General features: G+C 65.1%; 20 protein-coding genes and 1 pseudogene. 16 read left to right on the forward strand and 5 right to left on the reverse strand.

Translation table 11 applies throughout. The annotated features are described in order from the left end of the window. Positions 1-259: 259 nt before the first annotated feature. The 7 genes from map to dld all read left to right on the forward strand — a co-directional run bounded on the left by map (position 260) and on the right by dld (position 8,279). Positions 260-1,081, forward strand: a complete 822-nt coding sequence (gene map / locus ACNPP0_RS16535) for a type I methionyl aminopeptidase (RefSeq protein ID WP_332607651.1) — start codon at positions 260-262, stop codon at positions 1,079-1,081. Between the two features lie 17 nt (positions 1,082-1,098). Continuing rightward, positions 1,099-3,705 (forward strand): [protein-PII] uridylyltransferase, encoded by a 2,607-nt coding sequence (locus tag ACNPP0_RS16540; protein ID WP_332607650.1) that lies wholly within the window; start codon positions 1,099-1,101, stop codon positions 3,703-3,705. Positions 3,706-3,785: 80 nt separating this feature from the next. After that, positions 3,786-4,499 carry a MarC family protein gene (locus ACNPP0_RS16545; protein WP_332607649.1) on the forward strand — a complete coding sequence of 238 codons (714 nt, stop codon included), beginning with the start codon at positions 3,786-3,788 and terminating at the stop codon, positions 4,497-4,499. 54 nt (positions 4,500-4,553) lie between these two features. Further along, positions 4,554-5,048, forward strand: coding sequence for a disulfide bond formation protein B (locus ACNPP0_RS16550; RefSeq protein WP_448706488.1), 495 nt, complete (start codon positions 4,554-4,556; stop codon positions 5,046-5,048). Then, positions 5,045-5,566: a M48 metallopeptidase family protein gene (locus ACNPP0_RS16555; protein ID WP_332607647.1), complete on the forward strand. Its 522-nt coding sequence runs from the start codon at positions 5,045-5,047 to the stop codon at positions 5,564-5,566. The genes ACNPP0_RS16550 and ACNPP0_RS16555 overlap by 4 nt, the downstream gene beginning before the upstream one ends. Before the next feature lie 176 nt (positions 5,567-5,742). Continuing rightward, positions 5,743-6,510 carry a transcriptional regulator LldR gene (gene lldR, locus ACNPP0_RS16560; RefSeq protein WP_332607646.1) on the forward strand — a complete coding sequence of 256 codons (768 nt, stop codon included), beginning with the start codon at positions 5,743-5,745 and terminating at the stop codon, positions 6,508-6,510. Continuing rightward, positions 6,507-8,279, forward strand: a complete 1,773-nt coding sequence (gene dld, locus ACNPP0_RS16565) for a D-lactate dehydrogenase (protein WP_448706489.1) — start codon at positions 6,507-6,509, stop codon at positions 8,277-8,279. Before lldR ends, dld begins: the two co-directional genes overlap by 4 nt. Position 8,280: 1 nt before the next feature. Here the strand turns inward: dld and purF are convergent, their stop codons facing one another. The 4 genes from purF to folC all read right to left on the reverse strand — a co-directional run bounded on the left by purF (position 8,281) and on the right by folC (position 12,545). Next, positions 8,281-9,801: an amidophosphoribosyltransferase gene (gene purF, locus ACNPP0_RS16570; protein ID WP_120155022.1), complete on the reverse strand. Its 1,521-nt coding sequence runs from the start codon at positions 9,799-9,801 to the stop codon at positions 8,281-8,283. Positions 9,802-9,831: 30 nt separating this feature from the next. Then, positions 9,832-10,320 carry a CvpA family protein gene (locus ACNPP0_RS16575; RefSeq protein ID WP_046807457.1) on the reverse strand — a complete coding sequence of 163 codons (489 nt, stop codon included), beginning with the start codon at positions 10,318-10,320 and terminating at the stop codon, positions 9,832-9,834. Further along, positions 10,320-11,171, reverse strand: coding sequence for an SPOR domain-containing protein (locus tag ACNPP0_RS16580; RefSeq protein ID WP_332607644.1), 852 nt, complete (start codon positions 11,169-11,171; stop codon positions 10,320-10,322). The genes ACNPP0_RS16575 and ACNPP0_RS16580 overlap by 1 nt, the downstream gene beginning before the upstream one ends. 63 nt (positions 11,172-11,234) lie before the next feature. After that, positions 11,235-12,545 carry a bifunctional tetrahydrofolate synthase/dihydrofolate synthase gene (folC, locus tag ACNPP0_RS16585; protein WP_448706490.1) on the reverse strand — a complete coding sequence of 437 codons (1,311 nt, stop codon included), beginning with the start codon at positions 12,543-12,545 and terminating at the stop codon, positions 11,235-11,237. A 163-nt stretch (positions 12,546-12,708) separates the two neighbouring features. On the opposite strand from folC, the gene ACNPP0_RS16590 reads away from it, so the two are divergent. The 4 genes from ACNPP0_RS16590 (at position 12,709) to ACNPP0_RS16605 (ending at position 16,661) form a co-directional block, all read left to right on the forward strand. Further along, complete coding sequence (locus ACNPP0_RS16590; protein WP_332607641.1) at positions 12,709-13,125, forward strand: cupin domain-containing protein; 417 nt, start codon at positions 12,709-12,711, stop codon at positions 13,123-13,125. Between the two features lie 73 nt (positions 13,126-13,198). Further along, a complete protein-coding gene (locus ACNPP0_RS16595) occupies positions 13,199-14,170 on the forward strand; it encodes a Bug family tripartite tricarboxylate transporter substrate binding protein (protein WP_448706491.1) in 972 nt (323 codons plus the stop codon). Then, entirely contained in the window at positions 14,167-15,495 is a 1,329-nt protein-coding gene (locus tag ACNPP0_RS16600) for a CaiB/BaiF CoA transferase family protein (protein WP_332607639.1), read from the forward strand. Before ACNPP0_RS16595 ends, ACNPP0_RS16600 begins: the two co-directional genes overlap by 4 nt. Then, positions 15,495-16,661, forward strand: a complete 1,167-nt coding sequence (locus ACNPP0_RS16605) for an acyl-CoA dehydrogenase family protein (protein ID WP_332607638.1) — start codon at positions 15,495-15,497, stop codon at positions 16,659-16,661. Before ACNPP0_RS16600 ends, ACNPP0_RS16605 begins: the two co-directional genes overlap by 1 nt. A gap of 43 nt (positions 16,662-16,704) precedes the next feature. On the opposite strand, the gene ACNPP0_RS16610 is transcribed toward ACNPP0_RS16605, so the two are convergent. Then, entirely contained in the window at positions 16,705-17,442 is a 738-nt protein-coding gene (locus tag ACNPP0_RS16610) for an IclR family transcriptional regulator (RefSeq protein ID WP_332607637.1), read from the reverse strand. Between the two features lie 143 nt (positions 17,443-17,585). Between ACNPP0_RS16610 and ACNPP0_RS16615 the strand changes: the two genes are divergently transcribed. The 5 genes and pseudogenes from ACNPP0_RS16615 to ACNPP0_RS16635 form a co-directional block, all read left to right on the forward strand. Further along, entirely contained in the window at positions 17,586-17,963 is a 378-nt protein-coding gene (locus ACNPP0_RS16615; RefSeq protein ID WP_332607636.1) for a flagellar protein FlaG, read from the forward strand. Positions 17,964-18,106: 143 nt separating this feature from the next. After that, positions 18,107-19,495 (forward strand): flagellar filament capping protein FliD, encoded by a 1,389-nt coding sequence (fliD, locus tag ACNPP0_RS16620; RefSeq protein ID WP_332607635.1) that lies wholly within the window; start codon positions 18,107-18,109, stop codon positions 19,493-19,495. A 19-nt stretch (positions 19,496-19,514) separates the two neighbouring features. Next, entirely contained in the window at positions 19,515-19,943 is a 429-nt protein-coding gene (fliS, locus tag ACNPP0_RS16625; protein ID WP_046807466.1) for a flagellar export chaperone FliS, read from the forward strand. Between the two features lie 47 nt (positions 19,944-19,990). After that, positions 19,991-20,347 carry a flagellar protein FliT gene (gene fliT, locus ACNPP0_RS16630; RefSeq protein ID WP_332608918.1) on the forward strand — a complete coding sequence of 119 codons (357 nt, stop codon included), beginning with the start codon at positions 19,991-19,993 and terminating at the stop codon, positions 20,345-20,347. Continuing rightward, a pseudogene (locus tag ACNPP0_RS16635) lies at positions 20,344-20,936 on the forward strand (flagellar hook-length control protein FliK); the annotation flags it as partial. The gene fliT and the pseudogene ACNPP0_RS16635, both read left to right, overlap by 4 nt.

The raw sequence follows: 20,936 nt of genomic DNA on the forward strand, positions 1-20,936 counted from the left end.
CCGCCTCAGAACCTGACTGCCTGCCCGATTTCGCTCCACAACCTTCGCTTGCGGTGAAACTTCAGGACATGCCGCCGATCTCATGAAACAGATCGTTTGGGCCATTGAATGGCCTTGAGAAGTGAACCCAGCTTTGAGCCCTACCTTCGTCGGGATCGGCTCTTGCCGTAACCCGATTGCTCCCCAAAATTTTAGGGAAGCCTATAATTCTACTATTCTTTCAAGCAGACATTCAAGCGAGAGATCGTCAAGTTACTCCATGGGCACAATTACCAATCCGGCCGACCTGGCCAAGATGCGCGCCGCCTGCCAGGACGCCGCCAAAGTCCTCGATTTCATCACCCCCTACGTCAAGCCGGGGGTCACAACCGGCGAGCTGGACCGCCTTTGCCTGGAATACCTGACTGATGAATTGAAGGTCAAGTCCGCCACGGTGGGCTACGCCCCGCCCGGCTACCCGCCCTTCACCGGCGCCATCTGTACGTCCGTGAACCACCAGGTGTGCCACGGCATCCCGGGCGACAAGGTCCTGAAAAATGGGGACTCTCTCAATATTGACGTCACCATCATCAAAGACGGCTGGTTCGGCGACACCAGCCGCATGTACGCCGTGGGCGAACAGTCCATCTTGTCGCGCCGCCTGACTGAAATCACCTTCGAATGCATGTGGAAGGGAATCCAGCAGGTCAAGAACGGCGCCACCCTGGGCGACGTGGGCAACGCCATTCAGAAGCACGCGGAAGCCAACGGCTTTTCGGTGGTGCGTGAATTCTGCGGCCACGGCATCGGCCAGCGCTTCCATGAAGATCCCCAAGTGCTGCATTATGGCAAGCCGGGCACCGGCGTGAAACTGGAAACGGGCATGTTGTTCACCATTGAACCCATGATCAACGCCGGCCGCCGCGAAATCCGCCAGCTTGCCGATGGCTGGACGGTGGTCACGCGCGACCACAGCCTGTCCGCCCAATGGGAACACGCCGTCTGCGTCACGGAAACCGGCTATGAAGTGCTGACGCTGTCGCCCGGCATGCCGCCCCCGCCGGCCTTCATCACCGAGCCCATCGTCATCCCCGCCGTGTAAGGCTCCGCCGCCCGCCCATGACCGCCGAATTCCTAAGCTCCCTGCGCGAGCGCATCCAGCAGTCCCGGCGCGCCGCGGTGGCGCAGTTTCGCGAGCACGAACGCCCGGACACCTTGCTGTCCGAATTGCGGCGCATCGTGGACGCCGCCCTGCGCGACCTGGTCAAGCACTACCCGCTGCCGATGGGCGCCACGCTGGCGGCGGTGGGCGGTTATGGCCGCGGCGAACTGTATCCGCATTCCGATGTTGACCTGCTGATCCTGTTGCCGCACGCCCCCACGCGCGAAGAAGAAACCGCGATTGAACGACTGGTGGCCTCGCTGTGGGACCTGGGCCTGGAGCCCGGCCACAGCGTGCGCACCATTGAAGATTGCGAACGCGAGGCCGACGCCGACATCACCGTGGAAACGGCGTTGCTGGAATCGCGCTGGCTGGCGGGCAGCCGCATCCTGATGCGCAAGTTCGACGCGGCCACCAAGTCGCGGCTGGATCCGCGCGCCTTCTTCCGCGCCAAGCGGGTCGAGATGCAGCAGCGCCACGCGCGCTACCACGACACCCCCTACGCGCTGGAACCGAACTGCAAGGAATCGCCCGGCGGCCTGCGCGATCTGCAAGTGATTCTGTGGATGGCGCGCGCGGCGGGCTTTGGCGACAGCTGGCGGTCGGTCGCGCAAGCGGGCCTTTTGACCCCTTCCGAGGCGCGCGATCTGCGCAAGGCCGAGCAGGCATTCAAGCGCCTGCGCATTGAATTGCATCTGCTGTCGAACCGCCGCGAGGACCGCGTGCTGTTCGATTTGCAGCCGGCACTGGCCGAGGTCTACGGCATTCATGCCACCGCCACGCGACGCGGCAGCGAACTGCTGATGCAGCGCTATTACTGGGCGGCGCGGCTGGTAACGCAGCTGAACGGCATCCTGGTGCAGAACATCGAAGAACGGCTGTTTCCGCGCCCCGATAGCGACGCGCGCGATATCGACGACGATTTCCGCAACCTGCGCGACCGCCTGGACATCATTCGCGACGACGGTTTCGAACGCAATCCCACTCTGCTGCTGCGCGCCTTCCTGGTGATGCAGCAGCATCCCGAACTGACCGGCATGTCGGCGCGCACGCTGCGCGCCATCTGGCATTCGCGCCACCGCATCGACGCGCAGTTCCGCCGCAATCCGGTCAACCGCAAGCTGTTCCTGCAAATACTTCAGCAGCCGCGCGGCATCGTGCACGAACTGCGGCGCATGACCATGCTGAACATCCTGCCCCGCTACCTGCCGGTGTTTCGCCGCATTGTGGGCCAGATGCAGCACGACCTTTTCCACGCCTACACGGTGGACCAGCACACGCTGGCGGTGGTGCGCAACCTGCGCCGCTTCACCATGCCCGAGCACGCCCAGGAATATCCGCTGGCCAGCCAGCTGATTGCCGGGCTGGACCGGCACTGGCTGCTGTACGTGGCGGCGCTGTTTCATGACATCGCCAAAGGCCGGGGTGGCGACCATTCCGAACTGGGCGCCCGCGAAGTGCGCAAGTTTGCGCAAGACCACGGCATGGACCCGGAAGACGCCAAGCTGGTGGAATTCCTGGTGCGCCAGCATCTGCTGATGTCTGCCGTTGCACAAAAGCGTGACCTTTCCGACCCGGCGGTGGTGCAGGAATTTGCCACCACGGTCAAAGACGAACGCCACTTGACGGCGCTGTACCTGCTGACGGTGGCCGATATCCGGGGCACCAGCCCCAAGGTATGGAACGCCTGGAAGGGCAAGCTGCTGGAAGATTTGTACAAGCTGACGCTGGCGGCCCTGGGCGGCGCCCACGCGGACGCGCACACCGTGCTGACCGAGCGCAAGGAAGAAGCGGCGCGCCTGACGCGCCGGGCCGGCCTGCGCGACGACGCCCGCGAGGCCTTCTGGAACCAGCTGGACGTGGCCTACTTCCTGCGCCACGACGCCTCGGACATTGCCTGGCACACGCGCCACCTGTATCACCAGGTGGCGCCCGCGCAAGCCGTGGTCAAGGCCCGCCCCACCGAGCAAGGCGAAGGCCTGCAGATCATGGTCTACACGCGCGACGCGCCGGACCTGTTCGTGGCGATCTGCGGCTACTTCGACGCCAAGAGCCTGTCCATTCAAGACGCGCGCATCCACACCACCCGCCATGGTTGGGCGCTGGACAGCTTTATCGTGCTGCTGCCCGAAGGCGCCAGCGACCTGCGCGCGCAAGCCACGCTGGTGGAACACGAACTGGCTGAACGCCTGAAGGACCCGCACGCGGCGGCGCAGGCACAGCCCAACCGGGGTGGCCATTACGGCCGCAACCGGCAATCGCGCGTGTCGCGGGTGTTTCCCGTCATGCCGCAGGCCGAGCTGCAACCGGATGAGCGCAGCACGTCGTGGCGCTTGTCCGTCACGGCCACCGACCGCCCCGGCCTGCTGCACGCCCTGGCGCGCGTGTTCGCCCGACACGAAATCAACCTGCTGATGGCCAAGATCATGACGCTAGGCGACCGCGTGGAAGACGTGTTCATCGTGGACGGGTCCACCCTGGCCCGCCCCCGCAGCCAGATGCAGTTTGAACGCGACATCCTTGATGCGCTGGCCGGCGACGAGGCGCAACAACGGGTCGCTTGATCTGACCGCACCCGCCGCATCGCCAGACCCCGCCCGGACCGCATACAATCCGGGTTTTCGGCTAGGCGATGCCCGCTCTCATGCAGCTCAACGACTATCTGCGCGTCTTTGGTGGCAGCTTCTTTTTTGCGCTGGCCACGCTCTTGCCCTTCCTGAACCCGCCCGCGATCGCGCCGATTTTCCTGTCGCTGACCGAAGGCGCCTCGTCGGCCACGCGCGTGGTGCTGGCCAAGCGCGTGGCCATCAACGTGTGCCTGATGCTGATCGTGGCCATGGTGGCCGGCAACGTGCTGCTCAGTTTCTTCGGCATTTCGTTGTCGATCGTGCGCGTGGGCGGCGGCATGCTGGTGATCGCCAGCGCCTGGCGGCTGGTGAATTCGCCCGACGCCGATACCGAGCGCGTGGCCCGCATGGCCGAATCGTTCACGCCCGAAATGGCCAAGGCGCGCGCGTTCTACCCGCTGACCTTTCCCATCAGCTGCGGCCCGGGTTCGATTGCCGCCGCCATCACCGTGGGCGTGTCACTGCGTGATCAGAACCATGTGCTGAGCCTGGTACGCCTGGGCGGCTCGATTCCGGGCATCATCGCGGTGTCGCTCACCCTGTATATCTGCCTGCGCTTTGCCGCCCAGATGCTGCACCGGCTGGGCGACAACGGCACGGCCGTGTTCATGCGGCTGTCCGCCTTCATCATGCTGTGCCTGGGCGTACAGATCTTCTGGGAAGGCGCCCGCGACCTGATGCTGGGTTTGTTGACGCAGGTAATGCAACCAATTCCGGTTCCCAAAGCCTAAGCGTTGGCCGGGCCGTAAGCCCGCATCGACAATCTCAAGACAAGCTAAAAAAAAATGACTACCCGCTCTGAACGCCTGCTACGCCTGATTGCCCTGTTTTGCTTCGGCGCCGTTGGCGTCGCCCTGATTTCCCAACACGTCTTCGACATGCCGCCCTGCGCCTGGTGCGTGCTGCAACGCCTGATCTATCTGGTGATCGGCGTGGTGGCGCTGGTGGGCGGCTTTGGTGGCGGCCGTGCGCTGACCCGCATCGCCGGCGCGCTGGCGGCGCTGCTGTCGTTGTCCGGCGTGGTAGCGGCCTGGTATCAGTACACCGTGGCGGCCAACATGCTGTCATGCGACCAGACGTTTGCCGACCGCTTCATGACCGGCATCGGCCTGGAAGGCAACGTGCCCTGGGTGTTCGGCATCTTTGCCACCTGCATGGACGCCAAGGTGCCGGTGCTGGGCATTGAATACGCTCTGTGGAGCCTGGCGCTTTTCGTGATCCTGTTCTTCATGGCGTTGCCGGTGGTCTTCGGGCGCGCGCCTGCTCGCCCGGCGCTGTGACTGCCCTGAAATTTCTGACCGGCTATCCGGAACCCCTGCTCGTCCAGGCCCAGACGCTGCTTGAGCGCGGCAAGCTGGGCGACGCCCTGCTTGCGCGCTACCCGGATGGACCACACGATATCCGCACCGACCGCGCGCTGTACCAGTACGTGACCGACCTGAAGAACACGTATCTGCGCAATGGCGACCAGATCAACAAGGTGGCGTACGACAGCAAGATTCATGTGATCCAGCACGCGCTGGGCCAGCACACGTACATCTCGCGCGTGCAGGGCGGGAAATTGCGCGCCAAGCACGAGATCCGGGTAGCGACGCTGTTCAAGACCGTCCCCGCGCAGTTCCTGAAGATGATCACCGTGCATGAATTGGCGCACCTGAAAGAGAAGGACCATAACAAGGCCTTCTACAACCTGTGCCTGCGGATGGAACCGCACTACCACCAGTACGAATTCGATCTGCGGCTGTACCTGACGCATCTGGAAGCAACGCGCGAAACGCTGTGGGCGCCGCAGAGCTGAAGGCGGTGCAGCGAACCTCCCCACGCACTGGTCGTACCAATTCTGCTTGAAAATGTAGCGCCCTAGGCGAACCCGGTGCGAGCTGGACGGCAATTCTTGGGTATCATTGCCTCCGGCGCCTGATTGGCATGCGCCGCCGCCCGCACAGGGCGGCAAATTGGTCGTACCAATATCTCATGCGCCTGTCAGACCAAGTCGCTGAAAAGCTGTTATCCCTGATCCAGGCCCGGGACATCCCGCCGGGCGGAAGGCTGCCCGCCGAACGCGGCCTGGCGCAAAGCCTGGGCGTATCGCGCACGGCGTTGCGTGAAGCGATCCAGAAGCTGTCCAGCCACGGCATCCTGATCAGCCGCGTCGGCGCCGGCACTTTCCTGGCGGCCGACGCGCATCAATGGCCGCAGGAATCGATGTCGCCGCTGGCCGCGCTGATGCAGCATGACCCGCAGTACCGCTATGACGTGCTGGAAACGCGCTGCGCGCTGGAAACCAGCACCGCCGGCTATGCCGCCCAGCGCGCCACCGATGCGGACAAAGCCAAGATCCAACGCTGCTTCGACCAGATGGTCGACTACCAGCAACGCGGCAATGCCGAACTCTCGGCCCACGCCGACGCGCAGTTTCACCTGGCCATCGCCGAAGCCTCGCACAACCTGGTGCTGCTGCAAGTCATGCGGGGGCTGTTCGACCTGATGCTGTCCACGGTGGCGCAAAACCGCCGCATCATGGTCATCCAGGACAGCCCGGCCTCGCACGACAAGCTGACGCATCAACATCAGGCGCTGATGCAGAGCATCCTGGATGGCGACCCCGATCAGGCGCGCGCCGTCATCGGCCAGCATCTGGACTACATCCGCGCCACGCTCGTCAAAATGGACGAAGACGCCGCCCGCCGCGACCGCGCCACCCGCTTGCCCTTCCCGCCCCCGACTCTGCCCCAACCATGACGCCACCCACCGCCCCCAACACCGGCAGCCAGCTGCTTACCCAATTGCGCGCCGTGGTCGGCCACGGGCATGTACTGACCGGCGATTCGGCCACGCGCCGCTTTCGTCGCGGCCATCGTACGGGCGAAGGCCGCGTGCTTGCCGTGGTACGGCCGGGCACGCTGCTGGAGCAGTGGCGCGTGCTGCAAGCCGTGGTGCAATCTGGCCGCATCGTCATCATGCAGGCGGCCAACACCGGCCTGACCGGCGGGTCCACGCCCGATGGCGATCAGTACGACCGCGAGATCGTGCTGATCAGCACGCTGCGCATTCCCGGTGTGCAAGTGATCCGCGACGGGCGGCAGGTGGTGTGTCTGCCCGGCGCCACGCTGGACCGGCTGGAGCAGACGCTGGCGCCGCTGGGCCGCGAGCCGCATTCGGTAATCGGGTCGTCCTGCATCGGGGCGTCGGTGCTGGGCGGGGTGTGCAATAACTCGGGCGGCGCCTTGCTGCGGCGCGGGCCCGCCTATACCGAACTGGCGCTGTATGCGCGCGTGAATGACGACGGCTCGCTTGCCTTGGTCAACCATCTGGGTATTGACCTGGGGCAGACCCCCGAAGAGATCCTGACCCGTTTGCAGGCCGGTGACTATGGTCCCGGCGATATCCGCGATGACGTGGGCGCGGCGTCGGACCCCAACTATGCCGAGCATGTGCGCCAGATCGATGCGCCCACGCCGGCGCGCTTCAATGCCGACCCCTCACGCCTGCACGAAGCCTCGGGCTCGGCCGGCCGCGTCTGCCTGTTCGCGGTGCGGCTGGACACGTTCGAGCGCGAGCCCAGCACGGTGTTTTATATCGGCAGCAATCTGCCCGACGACCTGACCGCCGTGCGCCGGGAACTGCTGGCCAATCTTGCACGGCTGCCGATCGCGGGCGAATACATCCATCGCGACGCATTCGACATCGGCGCGCGCTACGGCAAAGACGTGTTTCTGCTGATCGACAAACTGGGCACGGCACGCGTGCCCAAGGCATTCGCCATCAAGAGCCGACTGGACGGCATTGCGGAACGACTGGGCTTGCCCGGCGTGGTTGACCGCGCGATACAGGCCGTGGTGGCCCTGCTGCCGAATCATCTGCCGCGCCGCATGCGGGACTACCGCGACCGCTACGAACACCATCTGCTGCTGCGCGTGTCCAACGATACGGCCGAGGCCACGCGCGCCTTCCTGACGACGCATTTCGCGGGCCGCACGGATGCGGCGTTCTTTGAATGCGACGCCGAGGAAGGACGCAAAGCCTTCCTGCATCGCTTCGCCATCGCGGGTGCGGCAATCCGCTATCGCGACACGCATCGCTTAACGGTGCAGGACATCGTGCCGCTGGACATCGCGCTGCGCCGCAATGACCACGAATGGGTCGAGACGCTGCCGGCTGACATGGAACGCGACATCGTGCACAAGCTGTATTACGGGCACTTCTTCTGCCACGTGTTTCACCAGGACTACATCGTGCGCAAGGGCGTCGACCCGGTCGCGATGGAGCACCGCATGTGGGCATTGCTGGACGCGCGGCAGGCGGAATATCCGGCCGAGCACAACGTGGGTCACTTGTATGTCGCCAAGCCGGCGTTGGCCGCGTTCTATCGCGAACTGGACCCCACCAACACATTCAACCCGGGCATCGGGCACACATCAAAACTGTTGAATTGGGGCGCCTGCCGCGGCCAGCAAGGGCTGCCGGCCGCTTACCGCGGCCAAGAGGATGGCCGCGGCGCGCAGGGGTAGATCAGGCGTCGTTGGCGGCGTAGCCCATGTTGAATTGCAGGCCGCTGGCGCCTTCGTCCTGGCCGGGTTCGGCGCGCGACTGACCCAGGCGGGCCAGGTATTCGGCGGTGATGTCGCCCGTGACATATTCGCCGTCGAAGCACGAAGCCTCGAAGCGCTGCATCTTGGGGTTCAGGTCACGCACCGACTGCTGCATGTCGGACAGATCCTGGTAGATCAACGAATCAGCACCGATGGCGCGGGCGATTTCTTCGTCGCTGCGGCCGGTGGCGATCAGCTCCGATTGCGTGGGCATGTCGATGCCGTACACGTTCGGGAAACGCACCGGAGGCGCGGCGGAGGCGAAATACACCTTGTTGGCGCCGGCGGCGCGCGCCATGTCGACGATTTCGCGGCTGGTGGTGCCACGCACGATGGAGTCATCAACCAGCAGCACGTTCTTGCCCTTGAACTCCATGCCGATGGCGTTGAGCTTCTGGCGCACGGACTTACGGCGCACAGCCTGGCCCGGCATGATGAACGTGCGGCCCACGTAACGGTTCTTGATGAGCCCTTCGCGGTAGTCCAGGTTCAGGCGCGCGGCCAGCTGCATGGCGGCGGGACGCGAGGAATCCGGAATCGGCATGACGACATCGATGTCGCCCAGGCGCATGTTGCGCGCGACCTTGTCGGCCAGGTATTCACCCATGCGCAGGCGGGCGTCGTAGACCGACACGCCGTCGATCAGCGAATCCGGACGCGCAAAGTACACGTATTCGAAAATGCAGGGCACCAGCTGCGGGTTTTCGGCGCACTGGCGGCTGACGAAGCGGCCGTCCAGGTCGACGAACACAGCCTCGCCGGGCTCGACGTCGCGCACGAAGACAAAGCCACTGCCTTCCAGCGCCACGGATTCCGAGGCCACCATCCATTCAACGCCTTCGTCGGTTTCCATGCGGCCGATACACAACGGGCGGATGCCGTTGGGGTCGCGGAAGGCCAGCAGGCCGTAACCGGAAATCTGCGCCACGACGGCATAGGCGCCACGCACGCGCTTATGCACGGCCGACACCGCGCGGAAGATCGCGTCGTCGTCCAGCGACACACCGTTGGCCGACGATTGCAGTTCGTGCGCCAGCACGTTCAGCAGCACTTCGGAATCGGAGTTCGTGTTGATGTGGCGGCGGTCGACGCGGTACAGCGATTCACGCAGTTCACGCCAGTTGGTCAGGTTGCCGTTGTGGGCAAACATGATGCCGAACGGGGCGTTGACGTAGAACGGCTGGGCCTCTTCCTCGCTGGCGCTGGAGCCCGCGGTGGGATAGCGGACCTGGCCGACGCCGGACGTACCCGGCAACGAACGCATGTTGCGCGTACGGAAAACGTCGCGCACCAGCCCGTGAGCCTTGTACATATTGAATTGGTTGCCTTGCGACGTCGCGATGCCCGCGGCGTCCTGCCCGCGATGCTGCAACAACAGCAAGCTGTCATAGAGCAGCTGGTTGACCGGCCCGCGCCCGATGACCCCTACGATTCCACACATGGTGAGATTTCCTGGTTGATTTGAAGCTAATCAATACGGCAGCCACGTCGCCAAAGACGGCGGCAGCCACGTTTTGATATGTTTGATGGCCTCGATGGCCGAATGCGAAAACATGGCGTCCTTCCACCACGGCTCTTGGGGTAGCGGCGTATAGCCGGCAGCGGCAACCAGCGCCAGCACGATCAGCAGACCACGGGCCAGCCCGAACATTCCGCCCAGGCCGTGATCGGCCGGGCTGAGTCCGGTACTGCGGATCAAGGCGGCTAGCGTCATGTTGACCAAACCCACACCGAGCAGCACTAGGATGAACACCACGGCGTATGAGACCCCCATGCGCAGCAGCGTCGTTTCAATATAGGGCTCAAGCCACGTATACACCGTGGGGCCCCACCATATCGCGGCCACAAAGGCCAGCAGATAGGCGACCAGCGACAGCACCTCTTTGAGCAGGCCGCGCACCAGGCCCAGCACACCCGAGACCGCCAGGATGGCCAGCACGACGAAGTCGAAACCGGTCACTATTGGGCGGCGATAAAACCATTGTCATAGCCCAAGGTGCGCAAGCGCGCCTGGGCCGCCTGTGCCGCTTCGCGCGAGGGGAACGGCCCCACGCGCAAACGGTACTGCTGCTTGCCTCCGATGGAGGCCTGTTCAACGAATGCATTGGTAACGCCGGCCTGATGCAGTTTGCCGCGGCGCGATTGGGCATCTTCCGACGTGGTGTACGCCGCGATCTGCAATACGAAATTGCCCTTGGCGGCTGGCTTGGGCGTGGCGGCCGGCGCCGAAGCGGCCGGTGCAGAGCGCCCTTCCAGCAGTGCCAATGCGCGCGCGCCGTCATCGGAGCGCGTGTCGGGCTTGGCCGGCGTGGCGGGTTTGGCTTCCGGCTTGGCCTCGGGCTTGGGTTCCGGCTTGGGCTTGGCTTCGGGCTTGGGCGGCACCAGCGGCGGCGTGACCTGCACCGTGGTCCCCTGCGCGGTGGACGCCGTGGCGGTGGGCGGCGTGGACGTCACGGCAGGCGGCGTGGGCACCGGGGTTTCCGTGGGCGCGGCGCCTGTAGCTGCGCCGTTCCCGGCGGTGGCGCCCGATGCGGCTGCGCCCGACCCGGCGGCCTGCGGCTCGCTTACCTGCGGTTGGAAGGGGGTGTTGCGGTCCGGCACGCGGATGGGGATGTTGTCGGCAACCGGCACCGGCTGCGAATCAAGCACCATGGGCAGGATGATGACCGCCGCCAGCACAAGGGCGACGGCGCCTGCCAACCTGCGCCGCGCACGGCCGCGCAACTGCGCAGCCTGAACCTCGCTAGGCACTGCCGCCCGTTTAGAGGACTGCGCCTGGTCGGCAGGATCTTTGCGATTGAAAAAACCCATGGAAGAGAATTCCTTGCGGCGCCTTGCGGCAATATGGCGGCGGGCCGCCATGACCCGTTTTGCCTATGCCTTGCGACCCAGAGCCTGCAAAACCGAGGCCACGGTGAGAAACGACCCAAACACGACGATTCTATCATTCTCGACCGCCCGTTCGCGCGCCGCCGCAAAGGCTTGCGCGGGATCGTCGAAGGCGGCGATGCTGGGCGTTTCCGCCCCCGCGGGCGATGGCGGCAAGGCGGCGGTAACCTTGTCGGCCAGCGCCTGGCCCGACGTGCCGCGCGGCCCCGGAAGCCCTGCGCAATACCAGTGGTCGATACGGGTGCCCAGCTTGGCGATGACGCCGGCCAGGTCCTTATCGTTCAGCATGCCGAACACCGCGTGGGTGTACGGATGAAAGCCCATGTTGTCCAGATTCTGCGCCAGCACGGCGGCGGCATGCGGGTTGTGCGCCACGTCCAGAATCACCGACGGCTGGCCGGGCAGAATCTGGAAACGGCCCGGCAACGAGGCTTGCAGCAAGCCCAGCCGCACCGCCTGCTGCTGCACCGGCAGCCGGTCGCGCACCGATTCCAGCGCGGCCAGCGCGGCCGAGGCGTTCAGCAACTGGTTGGCGCCGCGCAGCGCCGGGTACGCCAGCGCGCTGCGGCGCTGCTCACGCCCGCCATACGCCCATTGCTGGCGGTCGCCGGAATAGTTGTAGTCGCGCCCGAACAGCCAGAGATCCGCGCCGATTTTTTCAACGTGATCCAGGAGCGATTGCGGCGGCACCGGGTCGCTGCAAATGGCCGGGCGGTCGGCGCGGTAGATGTGGGCCTTTTCGAAGCCGATTTTCTCGCGCGTGTCGCCCAGCCAGTCGGTGTGGTCCAGGTCTACGCTGGTGACGATGGCGCAATCGGCGTCGACGATATTGACGGCGTCCAGCCGCCCGCCCAGCCCCACTTCCAGCACGATGGCGTCAAGCCGCGTTTGCGAGAACAGCCGCAGGATGGCCAGCGTGGTGAATTCAAAGTAGGTCAGCGAGACCTCGCCGCGCGCCGCCTCGACCGCCTGGAACTGCACGATCAGGTCGGCGTCCGAGGCGATCTGGCCGTTGACGCGGGCACGTTCGTTGAAGTCGATCAGGTGGGGCGACGTGTACAGCCCGACCTTGTACCCGGCCGCCAGCAGGATGGCTTCCAGCATCGCACAGGTGGAACCCTTGCCGTTGGTGCCGCCCACCACGAACTTCACGCCCGACAACTCAAGCCCCATGCGCGTGGCCACGTCGCGCACGCGGTCCAGGCCCATGTCGATCGCGGTGGCGTGAATGGATTCCAGGTACTGGAGCCAGTCGGACAGGGTGGCGGAAGCGTCAGGCGAAGAAACGGGGGACATGTCGGGGCCGAGAGAGGAGATCAGCGCGGGATTTTAACAGTCGATGCCCGGTGTTTTCCCTAATCCCCTAGGGCGCGCCACGGTATCCGTTCCGAAAAAGCCTTGCCGATGTTTTTCGCATACGTGAAAATGAATTTACGTATGAAAACTTAGACGGATGAACATGACGCAATCTTCAACCCCCCGCTGGCTGGTTCGCGAAGCCGACATCCCCGGCTATCACCCCGCCAATCACACCGGCACCTTGAACCGCCGGCTGATCAGCCCCGAGACGGTCGGCGCGCGCGGCGTGGAAGTGCTGCTGGGCGTGATTGAAAAAGGCCAGGGCGCGCTGCCGCATGCGCATCCGGGCATCGAACAGGTCTGTTATCTGCTGTCCGGCACCGCGCGCGCGCAGGTGGCGGACGAAACGGCCGACATGGTGGCGGGCGACTGCTGCTACTTCCCACCCGACATCCCCCACGTATTTACCGTGACCAGCGACGAGCCCGCCAGGCTGCTGGTGATCTACACCCCTCCATACGAAGAATCCCCCGACCGCGTGATCCGGGACTTTCCGGCGCCCTCGCCCGCCGCCTGACGCGGCGCGGCAACAAGCAGCGGACGCAGAGCCGCGCTTGCATTCCCTGTCTATAAAAACTGGAGACAAACCCATGCACCCCTTCCGTTTATTCGGCACCGCCCTGCTCAGCGGCGCGGCAATGTTGGCCGCGCCCCTGGCGCACGCGGCCGACTACCCCAACAAGCCCATCACCTTGATCGTGCCCTTCCCGGCCGGTTCAGGCACCGACGCCGTCGGCCGCATCTTCGGCCAGGAACTGTCTACCATCCTGGGCCAACAGATCGTCGTCGAGAACAAGCCGGGCGCCAACGCGACCATCGCCGCCAGCTATGTGGCGCGCGCCAAGCCGGACGGCTACACGCTGTTCGTCACCACCAATACGTCGCACTCCGCCGCGCCCTGGTTGATGAAGAACGTGTCCTACGACCCCGTCAAGGATTTCACACCCATCGCGCGGGGCGGCAACCTGCCCTTCATCCTGGTGGTGAACCCGAAACGGCCCTGGAAGAACGTGGCCGAACTGGTGGCCGACGCGAAGAAGAACCCCGGCCGCATCACCTACGCCAGCGGCAACAGCACGGGCATCGTCGCGGGCGCGACGCTGGCGGACCGCGCCAAGATCGACATCCTGCACGTGCCGTACAAGGGCACGCCGCAGGGGCTAACCGACGTGGTGGGTGGCCAGGTGGATTTCATGTTCACCGACCTGGCTTCCGGCCTGCCCTTCGTGCAGTCGGGCCAGCTGCGGGCGCTAGCCGTGTCCACCGCCGACCGCAGCGCCATCGTGCCGGACCTGCCGTCCATGGCCGAGGCCGGCGTGAAGGACTTTGACCTGAATTCCTGGAACGGCTACTTCGGCCCGGCCGGCCTGCCGCCCGAGGTGGTCGCCAAACTGAATGCCGCCATCAACCAGGTGGTTGCCAAGCCCGACGTGAAGAAGCGCCTGGCGGGCCTGGGTTTCGACGCCTTTTCAGGCACGCCGCAGGACTTCGCCACGTTCGTCAGCGAACAGCGCGACCTGTGGGGCAAGCTGATCAAAGACGCGGGGATCCAACAACAATGACGCAGCATTCAGCCGCCGATGCCGTGCCAGGGGCGGTGCCTGGCGTAGCCGCCGGCGACGCAGTTGAACCCGGCTTCGGGACGACATCCGACACCGCCCCGGCCACCGGGCTTGCGCCTGCCGCCAGTGGCCCGCTGGCCGGCGTGCGCATCCTGGACCTGAGCTCGGTCGTGATGGGCCCGTACGCCACGCAGACGCTGGCGGACCTGGGCGCCGATGTCATCAAGGTGGAATCGCCCGCGGGCGACAACATGCGCGCCGTGGGCCCCATGCGCAATCCGGGCATGGGCCACCTGTACCTGCACCTGAACCGCAACAAACGGTCCATCGTGCTGGACCTGAAGACGCCCGAGGGCCTGGCGGCCTGCCTGAAACTGGCCGAAACCTGCGACGCGCTGCTCTACAACATCCGGCCGCAGGCCATGGCGCGGCTGGGCTTGTCTTACGAGGCGGTGGCCGCGCGTAACCCGCGCATCGTCTACCTGGGCGCCTACGGCTTCGGCGAGGCCGGCCCCTACGCCGGCCGACCCGCCTACGACGACCTGATCCAGGGGCAGACGGGCATCGCCGCGCTATCTGCCCAGCAAAGCGGCGACGTGCCGCGCTATGCGCCGCTGACGCTTGCGGACCGCGCGGTGGGCCTGCACGTGGGCATCGCGCTCGTGTCCGCCGTGCTGCACGCCAAAACCACGGGGCGCGGCCAGCAAGTCGAGATCCCGATGTTTGAAGGCATGGCGCACCTGGTGCTGGGCGATCACCTGGGCGGGGCGACCTTTGAGCCGCCGCTGGGCCCAACCGGCTATGCCCGGCTGCTGGCGCCGCACCGCCGCCCTTACGCCACGGCCGACGGTTATCTGTGCTTGCTGATCTACAACGACAAGCACTGGCGCAACTTCTTCAAGCTGATCGAGCAACCGGAATTGGCCCAGGACCCGCGCTTTTGCACACATGGCGCGCGGGCGGCGCACATCAGCGAGGTCTACGCCTTCGTGGCCGATGTGATCCGTACCCGCAGCACCGACCACTGGCTGGCAGCGATGGCCGGCGCCGACATTCCGGCCTCGCAGCTGTACACCGTGGACGACCTGCTGCAAGACGAGCACTTGGCCGCCACCGACTTCATCCGCCACATCGACCACCCCAGCGAAGGGCCGCTGCGCACCCCCGCGCCGCTGGGCCATTACCAAGGCACGCCGACATCGCTGCGCCGGCCCGCCCCCCGGCTGGGCGAACACAGCCGCGAGGTGCTGGCGCAGGCCGGCTACGACGACGCCCGGATCGACGACCTGCTCGCCCGTGGCATTACCCAGGACGGAAACGACTGATGGACTTTGCTTTCACCCCCGACCAATTGGCGTTGCGCGACGCTGTTTCGCGCATCTGTGACCGCTACCCCGACGAATACTGGCTGGAACGCGACCGCGAAGGCGGCTTTCCCGAGCCCCTGCATGCCGATCTGGCCCGCGACGGCTGGCTGGGCATTGCGATGCCGCAGGAATACGGCGGCGCGGGCCTGGGCATGACCGAAGCCGCGCTGATGATGCAGACCATCGCCGCGTCCGGCGCGGGATTTACCGGCGCGTCGGCCGTGCACATGAACATCTTCGGGCTGAACCCGGTAGTGGTGTTCGGCAGCGACGAGCAGCGTGGCCGCTGGCTGGAACCGCTGATCGCCGGCCGCGAAAAAGCCTGCTTCGCGGTGACCGAGCCCGATGCCGGGCTGGACACCACCAAGCTGTCCACCCGCGCCGTGCGCCAGGGCGACGAATACGTGGTGCACGGGCGCAAGATCTGGATATCGACGGCGCAAGTCGCCACCAAAATGCTGCTGCTGGCGCGCACCACGCCGTTGTCCGAAGTGGACAAGCCCACCCAGGGCCTGTCGCTGTTCTATACGGACCTGGACCGCGAAAAGATCGAAGTGCGCGAGATCGAGAAAATGGGCCGCAAAGCCGTGGACTCGAACATGCTGTTCATCGATGGCCTGCGCATCCCCGTGGCCGACCGCATCGGCGAAGAAGGCCGGGGCTTTGAATACATCCTGCACGGCTTGAACCCCGAACGCATCCTGATCGCCGCCGAAGCCGTGGGCATCGGTCGCGCGGCGCTGGACCGGGCGGTGAAATATGCCGGCGAACGCACCGTGTTCGGCCGCCCGATTGGCCAGAACCAGGGCATCCAGCACCCGCTGGCGCAAGCCTGGATGCAGCTGGAGGCCGCGGACTTGATGGTCTTCAAGGCCGCCAGCCTGTACGACGCCGGCCAGCCTTGCGGCCCCTACGCCAACACGGCCAAATATCTAGCGGCCGAAGCCGGCTACAACGCCTGCCAGACGGCGGTGATGACGCTGGGTGGCATGGGCTACGCCAAGGAATACCACGTGGAACGACTGCTGCGCGAGAGCTTCATTCCGCGCATTGCGCCCGTCAGCCCGCAGCTGATCATGTGCTTTATCGCCGAAAAGGTGCTGGGGCTGCCGAAGTCGTATTGAGGATTCAGGGGCGGCCCACCCCGGCCCGCCCCAGCCCGCGCCGTCAGGCCTGCTGTTCCAGCGCCGTGCAGGCCGCCCGCAGGATGCGCGCATAGGCCTCTTGCTGCGGCTCGATGCGGTAGATCGGGCCGCCCACCGAAATCGCATAGTGCTCGCCCGACAGCGTGACGGGCCACGCGATGGCGCCCACGTCGGCGATCGATTCCCCGCTGTTCATGAACCAGCCGCGTTGCCGCGAGCGTTGAAGATCGTCTTCCAGCGCCTCGGCGGTAACCAGCGTGCGCTCGTTGTAGCGCGTCATCGGCGTGCCGGCCAGAACGGCCTGGCGCGCGGCCTCGTCCATTAGCGACATCAGCGCCTTGCCCAGCGAATTAGCGTGTACGTCCTTGAACTCGCCGGCAACAGGCGCGTATCGGATGGTATGAGGCGAATCCAGCACGTCCAGATAAACGACGCGGCTGTCTTGCGTGAGCTTGGCGAAAACCACGGTTTCGCGGGTGGCGTCGCGCAATTCGGCCAGGCTGGGATAGACGCGGTCCAGAACCGGGTCGGCACGCGCGATGCGTTGCGCCATGGCAAGCAGCCGACCCGTGGGGTAGTACCCCTGGCGCCGGCCGGTTTCGTACAGATAGCCCAGGCCGGTCAGGGTGCGGATCAGCGCCAGGCAGCTGGACACCGGAACGTCAAGCAGACGGGCAAGTTCCGACAAGGGCAACGCGCGCTTTTCGCGGGCAAAGGTTTCGATGATTTCGATGACTCGCAGCGCCGTCTTGACACTCATTGCCCGATCCAAACTGATTAGCACGTGAAAGACCCAGCCCCGCCGGGGGCTAAAGTTCCCTGCAAAGGTGCCGTAATCGTAGCTGAGAATTCCCTGAAAACAGCGCGTTCCTCCGAGACGCCCACATCGCCGCTGGAGTGATCATGGCCGTAACCCCCCTAGCCCCCGCTACGTTCGCACCCGCTGCGCCCGTGTTGGCCCCCGTTGCAGCCGAACCGGCTGTAAGCGTGACGCCCGCCGCCGCCGCCACGAACAGCGGCGCCTCCGACAGTGCCACGTCGGACCAATCAGATTCGCAGAAGCTGCCGCTGGACAAGGCGCTGGACGAAATCAACGACCAGATGAAGGCGTGGTCGACTCAGCTTCAGTTCGAGATAGACCCGAACGTGCATCAGGTGGTGGTGTCGGTGGTGGACGCGGAGTCGGGCGATGTCATTCGCACGATCCCCAGTGAAACCGTGCTAAAGATCGCCAAAATGATCGTGAACATGCAAGGCAATGGCATCAAGACTTCGGCGTAAGTGACCCTTAAAACGGTGTTTTCCATGCAAGTTGGCGCCATTTCGTGAGGGAAACCCCGAATTAGGCCCGCCTTATGCCCTTACCCGGCCAATCGCCGGCACCATATTTTTGACAGAATCGCATCGCTAGGAAGGAATTTCACATGGCTTCTATTACCAACCTTGGGTCCGTGTCCGGCTTGCCGCTGGAAAAGATCCTGTCGGATTTGCAAGACGCCGAGACGAAAAAGCTCGAGGTCTACACGACCCGCGCCCAAAGCTACCAAACCCGTATCGACGCTTACTCGCAACTGCAAAGCGCGTTGGAAGCCCTTCAGTCGTCTGCCGCCGTACTGGGCAAGACCGAAACGATGGCTGCCATCAAGGGCAGCGTGACCGGCGGTTCCGCCCTGACGGCCACCGTGGCCGCGGAAGGCGCGGTGGCTGGCCAATACACCATCGAAGTGAAAAACCTGGCGCGTGCCCAAAGCCTGCAATCGTCGGCCGTGGCCGACCGCACGGCCAAGAACGGCGCCACCGGCACGTTTGAAATCGAGCTGGCCGACGGCACCAAACGTACCATCGACCTGAAAGACGACACGTCGCTGAACGGAATCGTCAAAGCCATCAACGCCGATGACAAGGCAGGCCTGCGCGCCACGGTCATCAACGACGGCAACGGCAACAACTTCCTGATGCTGACCGCGCGCGATACGGGCGAAAAGGCGTCGGTCAAGTCCATTACCGTCAACGGCGACCAGTCGCTGAAAGACATCCTGACCTTCAGCACCGACGCCGGCGGCGTCACCAGCGGCATGACGGCCACCAAGGGCCAGGACGCCGAAGTCATCATCAACGGCATCGCGGTCAAGAGCGGGTCGAACAACATTTCGACCGCCATCGACGGCATCACGCTGAACCTGGCTGAAAAGACAGACGCCGACAAGCCGATCACGCTGAAGCTCGAAGCCGACACGACGGTCGCCAGCAAGGCCGTGCAGGACTTCGTCACCAAGTACAAGACGCTGCAAACCACGATCAAGAACCTGACGTCGTTCGATGCCAAGGCCTCCACCAACCAGCCGCTGACCGGCGACGGCACGACGCGTTCGATCCAGTCGGCCCTGTCCGGCGCGCTGCAAGGCGTTCTGGGCAGCGGCACGCTGAAATCGATGGCCGATCTGGGCATCACCACCGATGCCACCGCCCGCGAACTGAAGCTGGACACGACCAAGCTGACCAAGGCACTGACGGAAAACCCGGCAGACGTCACCAAGCTGCTGACCGGCGAAAACGGGCTGGCCAAGAACATCGACGCCGCCCTCAAGGACGTGCTGGGTTCGACGGGTTCGCTCAAGACGCGCAAGGACGGCTTGGCCAAGTCCATCACCGCCGTGGATGCGCAGAAAGCACGGGCCAAGGCGTCCAGCGACGCTGAAATCCAACGGATGCGCGCGCAGTTTGTTGCGCTGGACACCTTCTACATGAAGATGCAAAGCACAGGCAGCTACCTGACCCAGCAGTTTGAGGCAATGAATAAGTCCAACAAGTAATTTATAGAAGATGCATTAAATGACGTATGCCGCCCGACGGCCCTCAGGGTCTTATTCTGTTCGTTCCTACGCCGATATCGGTCTGGAAACGCAAGTCCTGGGCGCAAGCCCGGAGCGGCTGATCACCCTGCTGTATCTGGGTGCGCGGGCGGCCATCGGGCAGGCACGTATCCATTTGAACGAAGGCCGGATCGCCGAACGCGGCGCCGCCATCTCGAAAGCGATCAAGATCGTCGATGAAGGTCTGAAGACGGGGCTTAATATGGAGGCCGGCGGCGACATCGCCGCCAACCTCGCCCTGCTGTACGACTACATCATCCGCACGCTGCTGACGGCGAACCTGAAGGCGGATGCCGAACAGCTGGATATCGCCGACCGGCTGCTGGCCGATCTGGCCGAAGCCTGGCAGACCTCCATCGACCGGCCCGCCGGTGGCATGGAGCCTTAATGGCCCGAACCATGTCCCTAGCCAGCCTGCGCACGCCCGAGATTTCCATGACGTCCCTTACCCAGTCCCCTCCCTCCATCCTGGAAAACTACCAGGAGATTGCGACCATCACGGGGGAAATGCTGTCAGCCGCCCAGGCCGGCGACTGGGATCTGGCGATGGTTCACGGCCAGCAATACTGCGAGCGCGTCGAGCTCCTGCGCCAGACCGAACAGAAGGCGCCGCTGGACGAAGCCACGCGCGCCATGAAGTACGACCTGCTTGTGCGCATCCTGGAAAATGACGCGCTGACGCGTGAGCTGGCCATTCCCCAACTGGCCCGCCTGGGCGAATTGCTGGGGCGCATGAAGCGCCAGCAGACGCTGTTGTCGGCCTACGGATACCAGCAGGCGCCTGAAGAATGAGCGTCGGTCCCGCCGCACTCGGTAACGTCCTGGTGCAGCGGTTGGACGCCGTGCTTGGCACGACGATGTCCGCCGCGAATGCCAACCAGGTTTCAGGCGCCCGGCCGGACGCCGTCAGCCAGCCTGGCGGCCCGGAAAAGCCCGGGTCGTCGGAAGGGTCCACCCGCGATCCCCGGCAAGGCATACAAACTGGCGGCGCCCGAGGCGACCGCCAGAATACCGTTGTCGACGCCAAGACCGCCGCCGCGCTGGCGCTGGCCGCGCGCGGGCTGGTCACCAGCAGCGACACCACCGCGTCCGCGCCGACCACGCTAGGCACCACTGCCCGCACGATTCTTGCCCTGCTGGCGCAATTTCCGGAAGCCGCGCCCGCCGTCCAGGGACGCGCGCCGCTGTGGAACGCCAATGGCGGCGCGGCCGGGCAAGCCTCCGCACAAGCCGGCTCCCAACCCGCGCCCGCAAACGGCCTGCCCCCCCAGCCCGGACAAGCCGCGCAGACGTTGCCGGGCGCCCCGCAGGCGGGCGCTACCGCGAATACCGCCACGCCCTCGGCCGCCCCTTCTGCCGCGACGGCCGGCGCCGATGCGGC

It is taken from the genome of Achromobacter semiaridum (assembly GCF_053543755.1).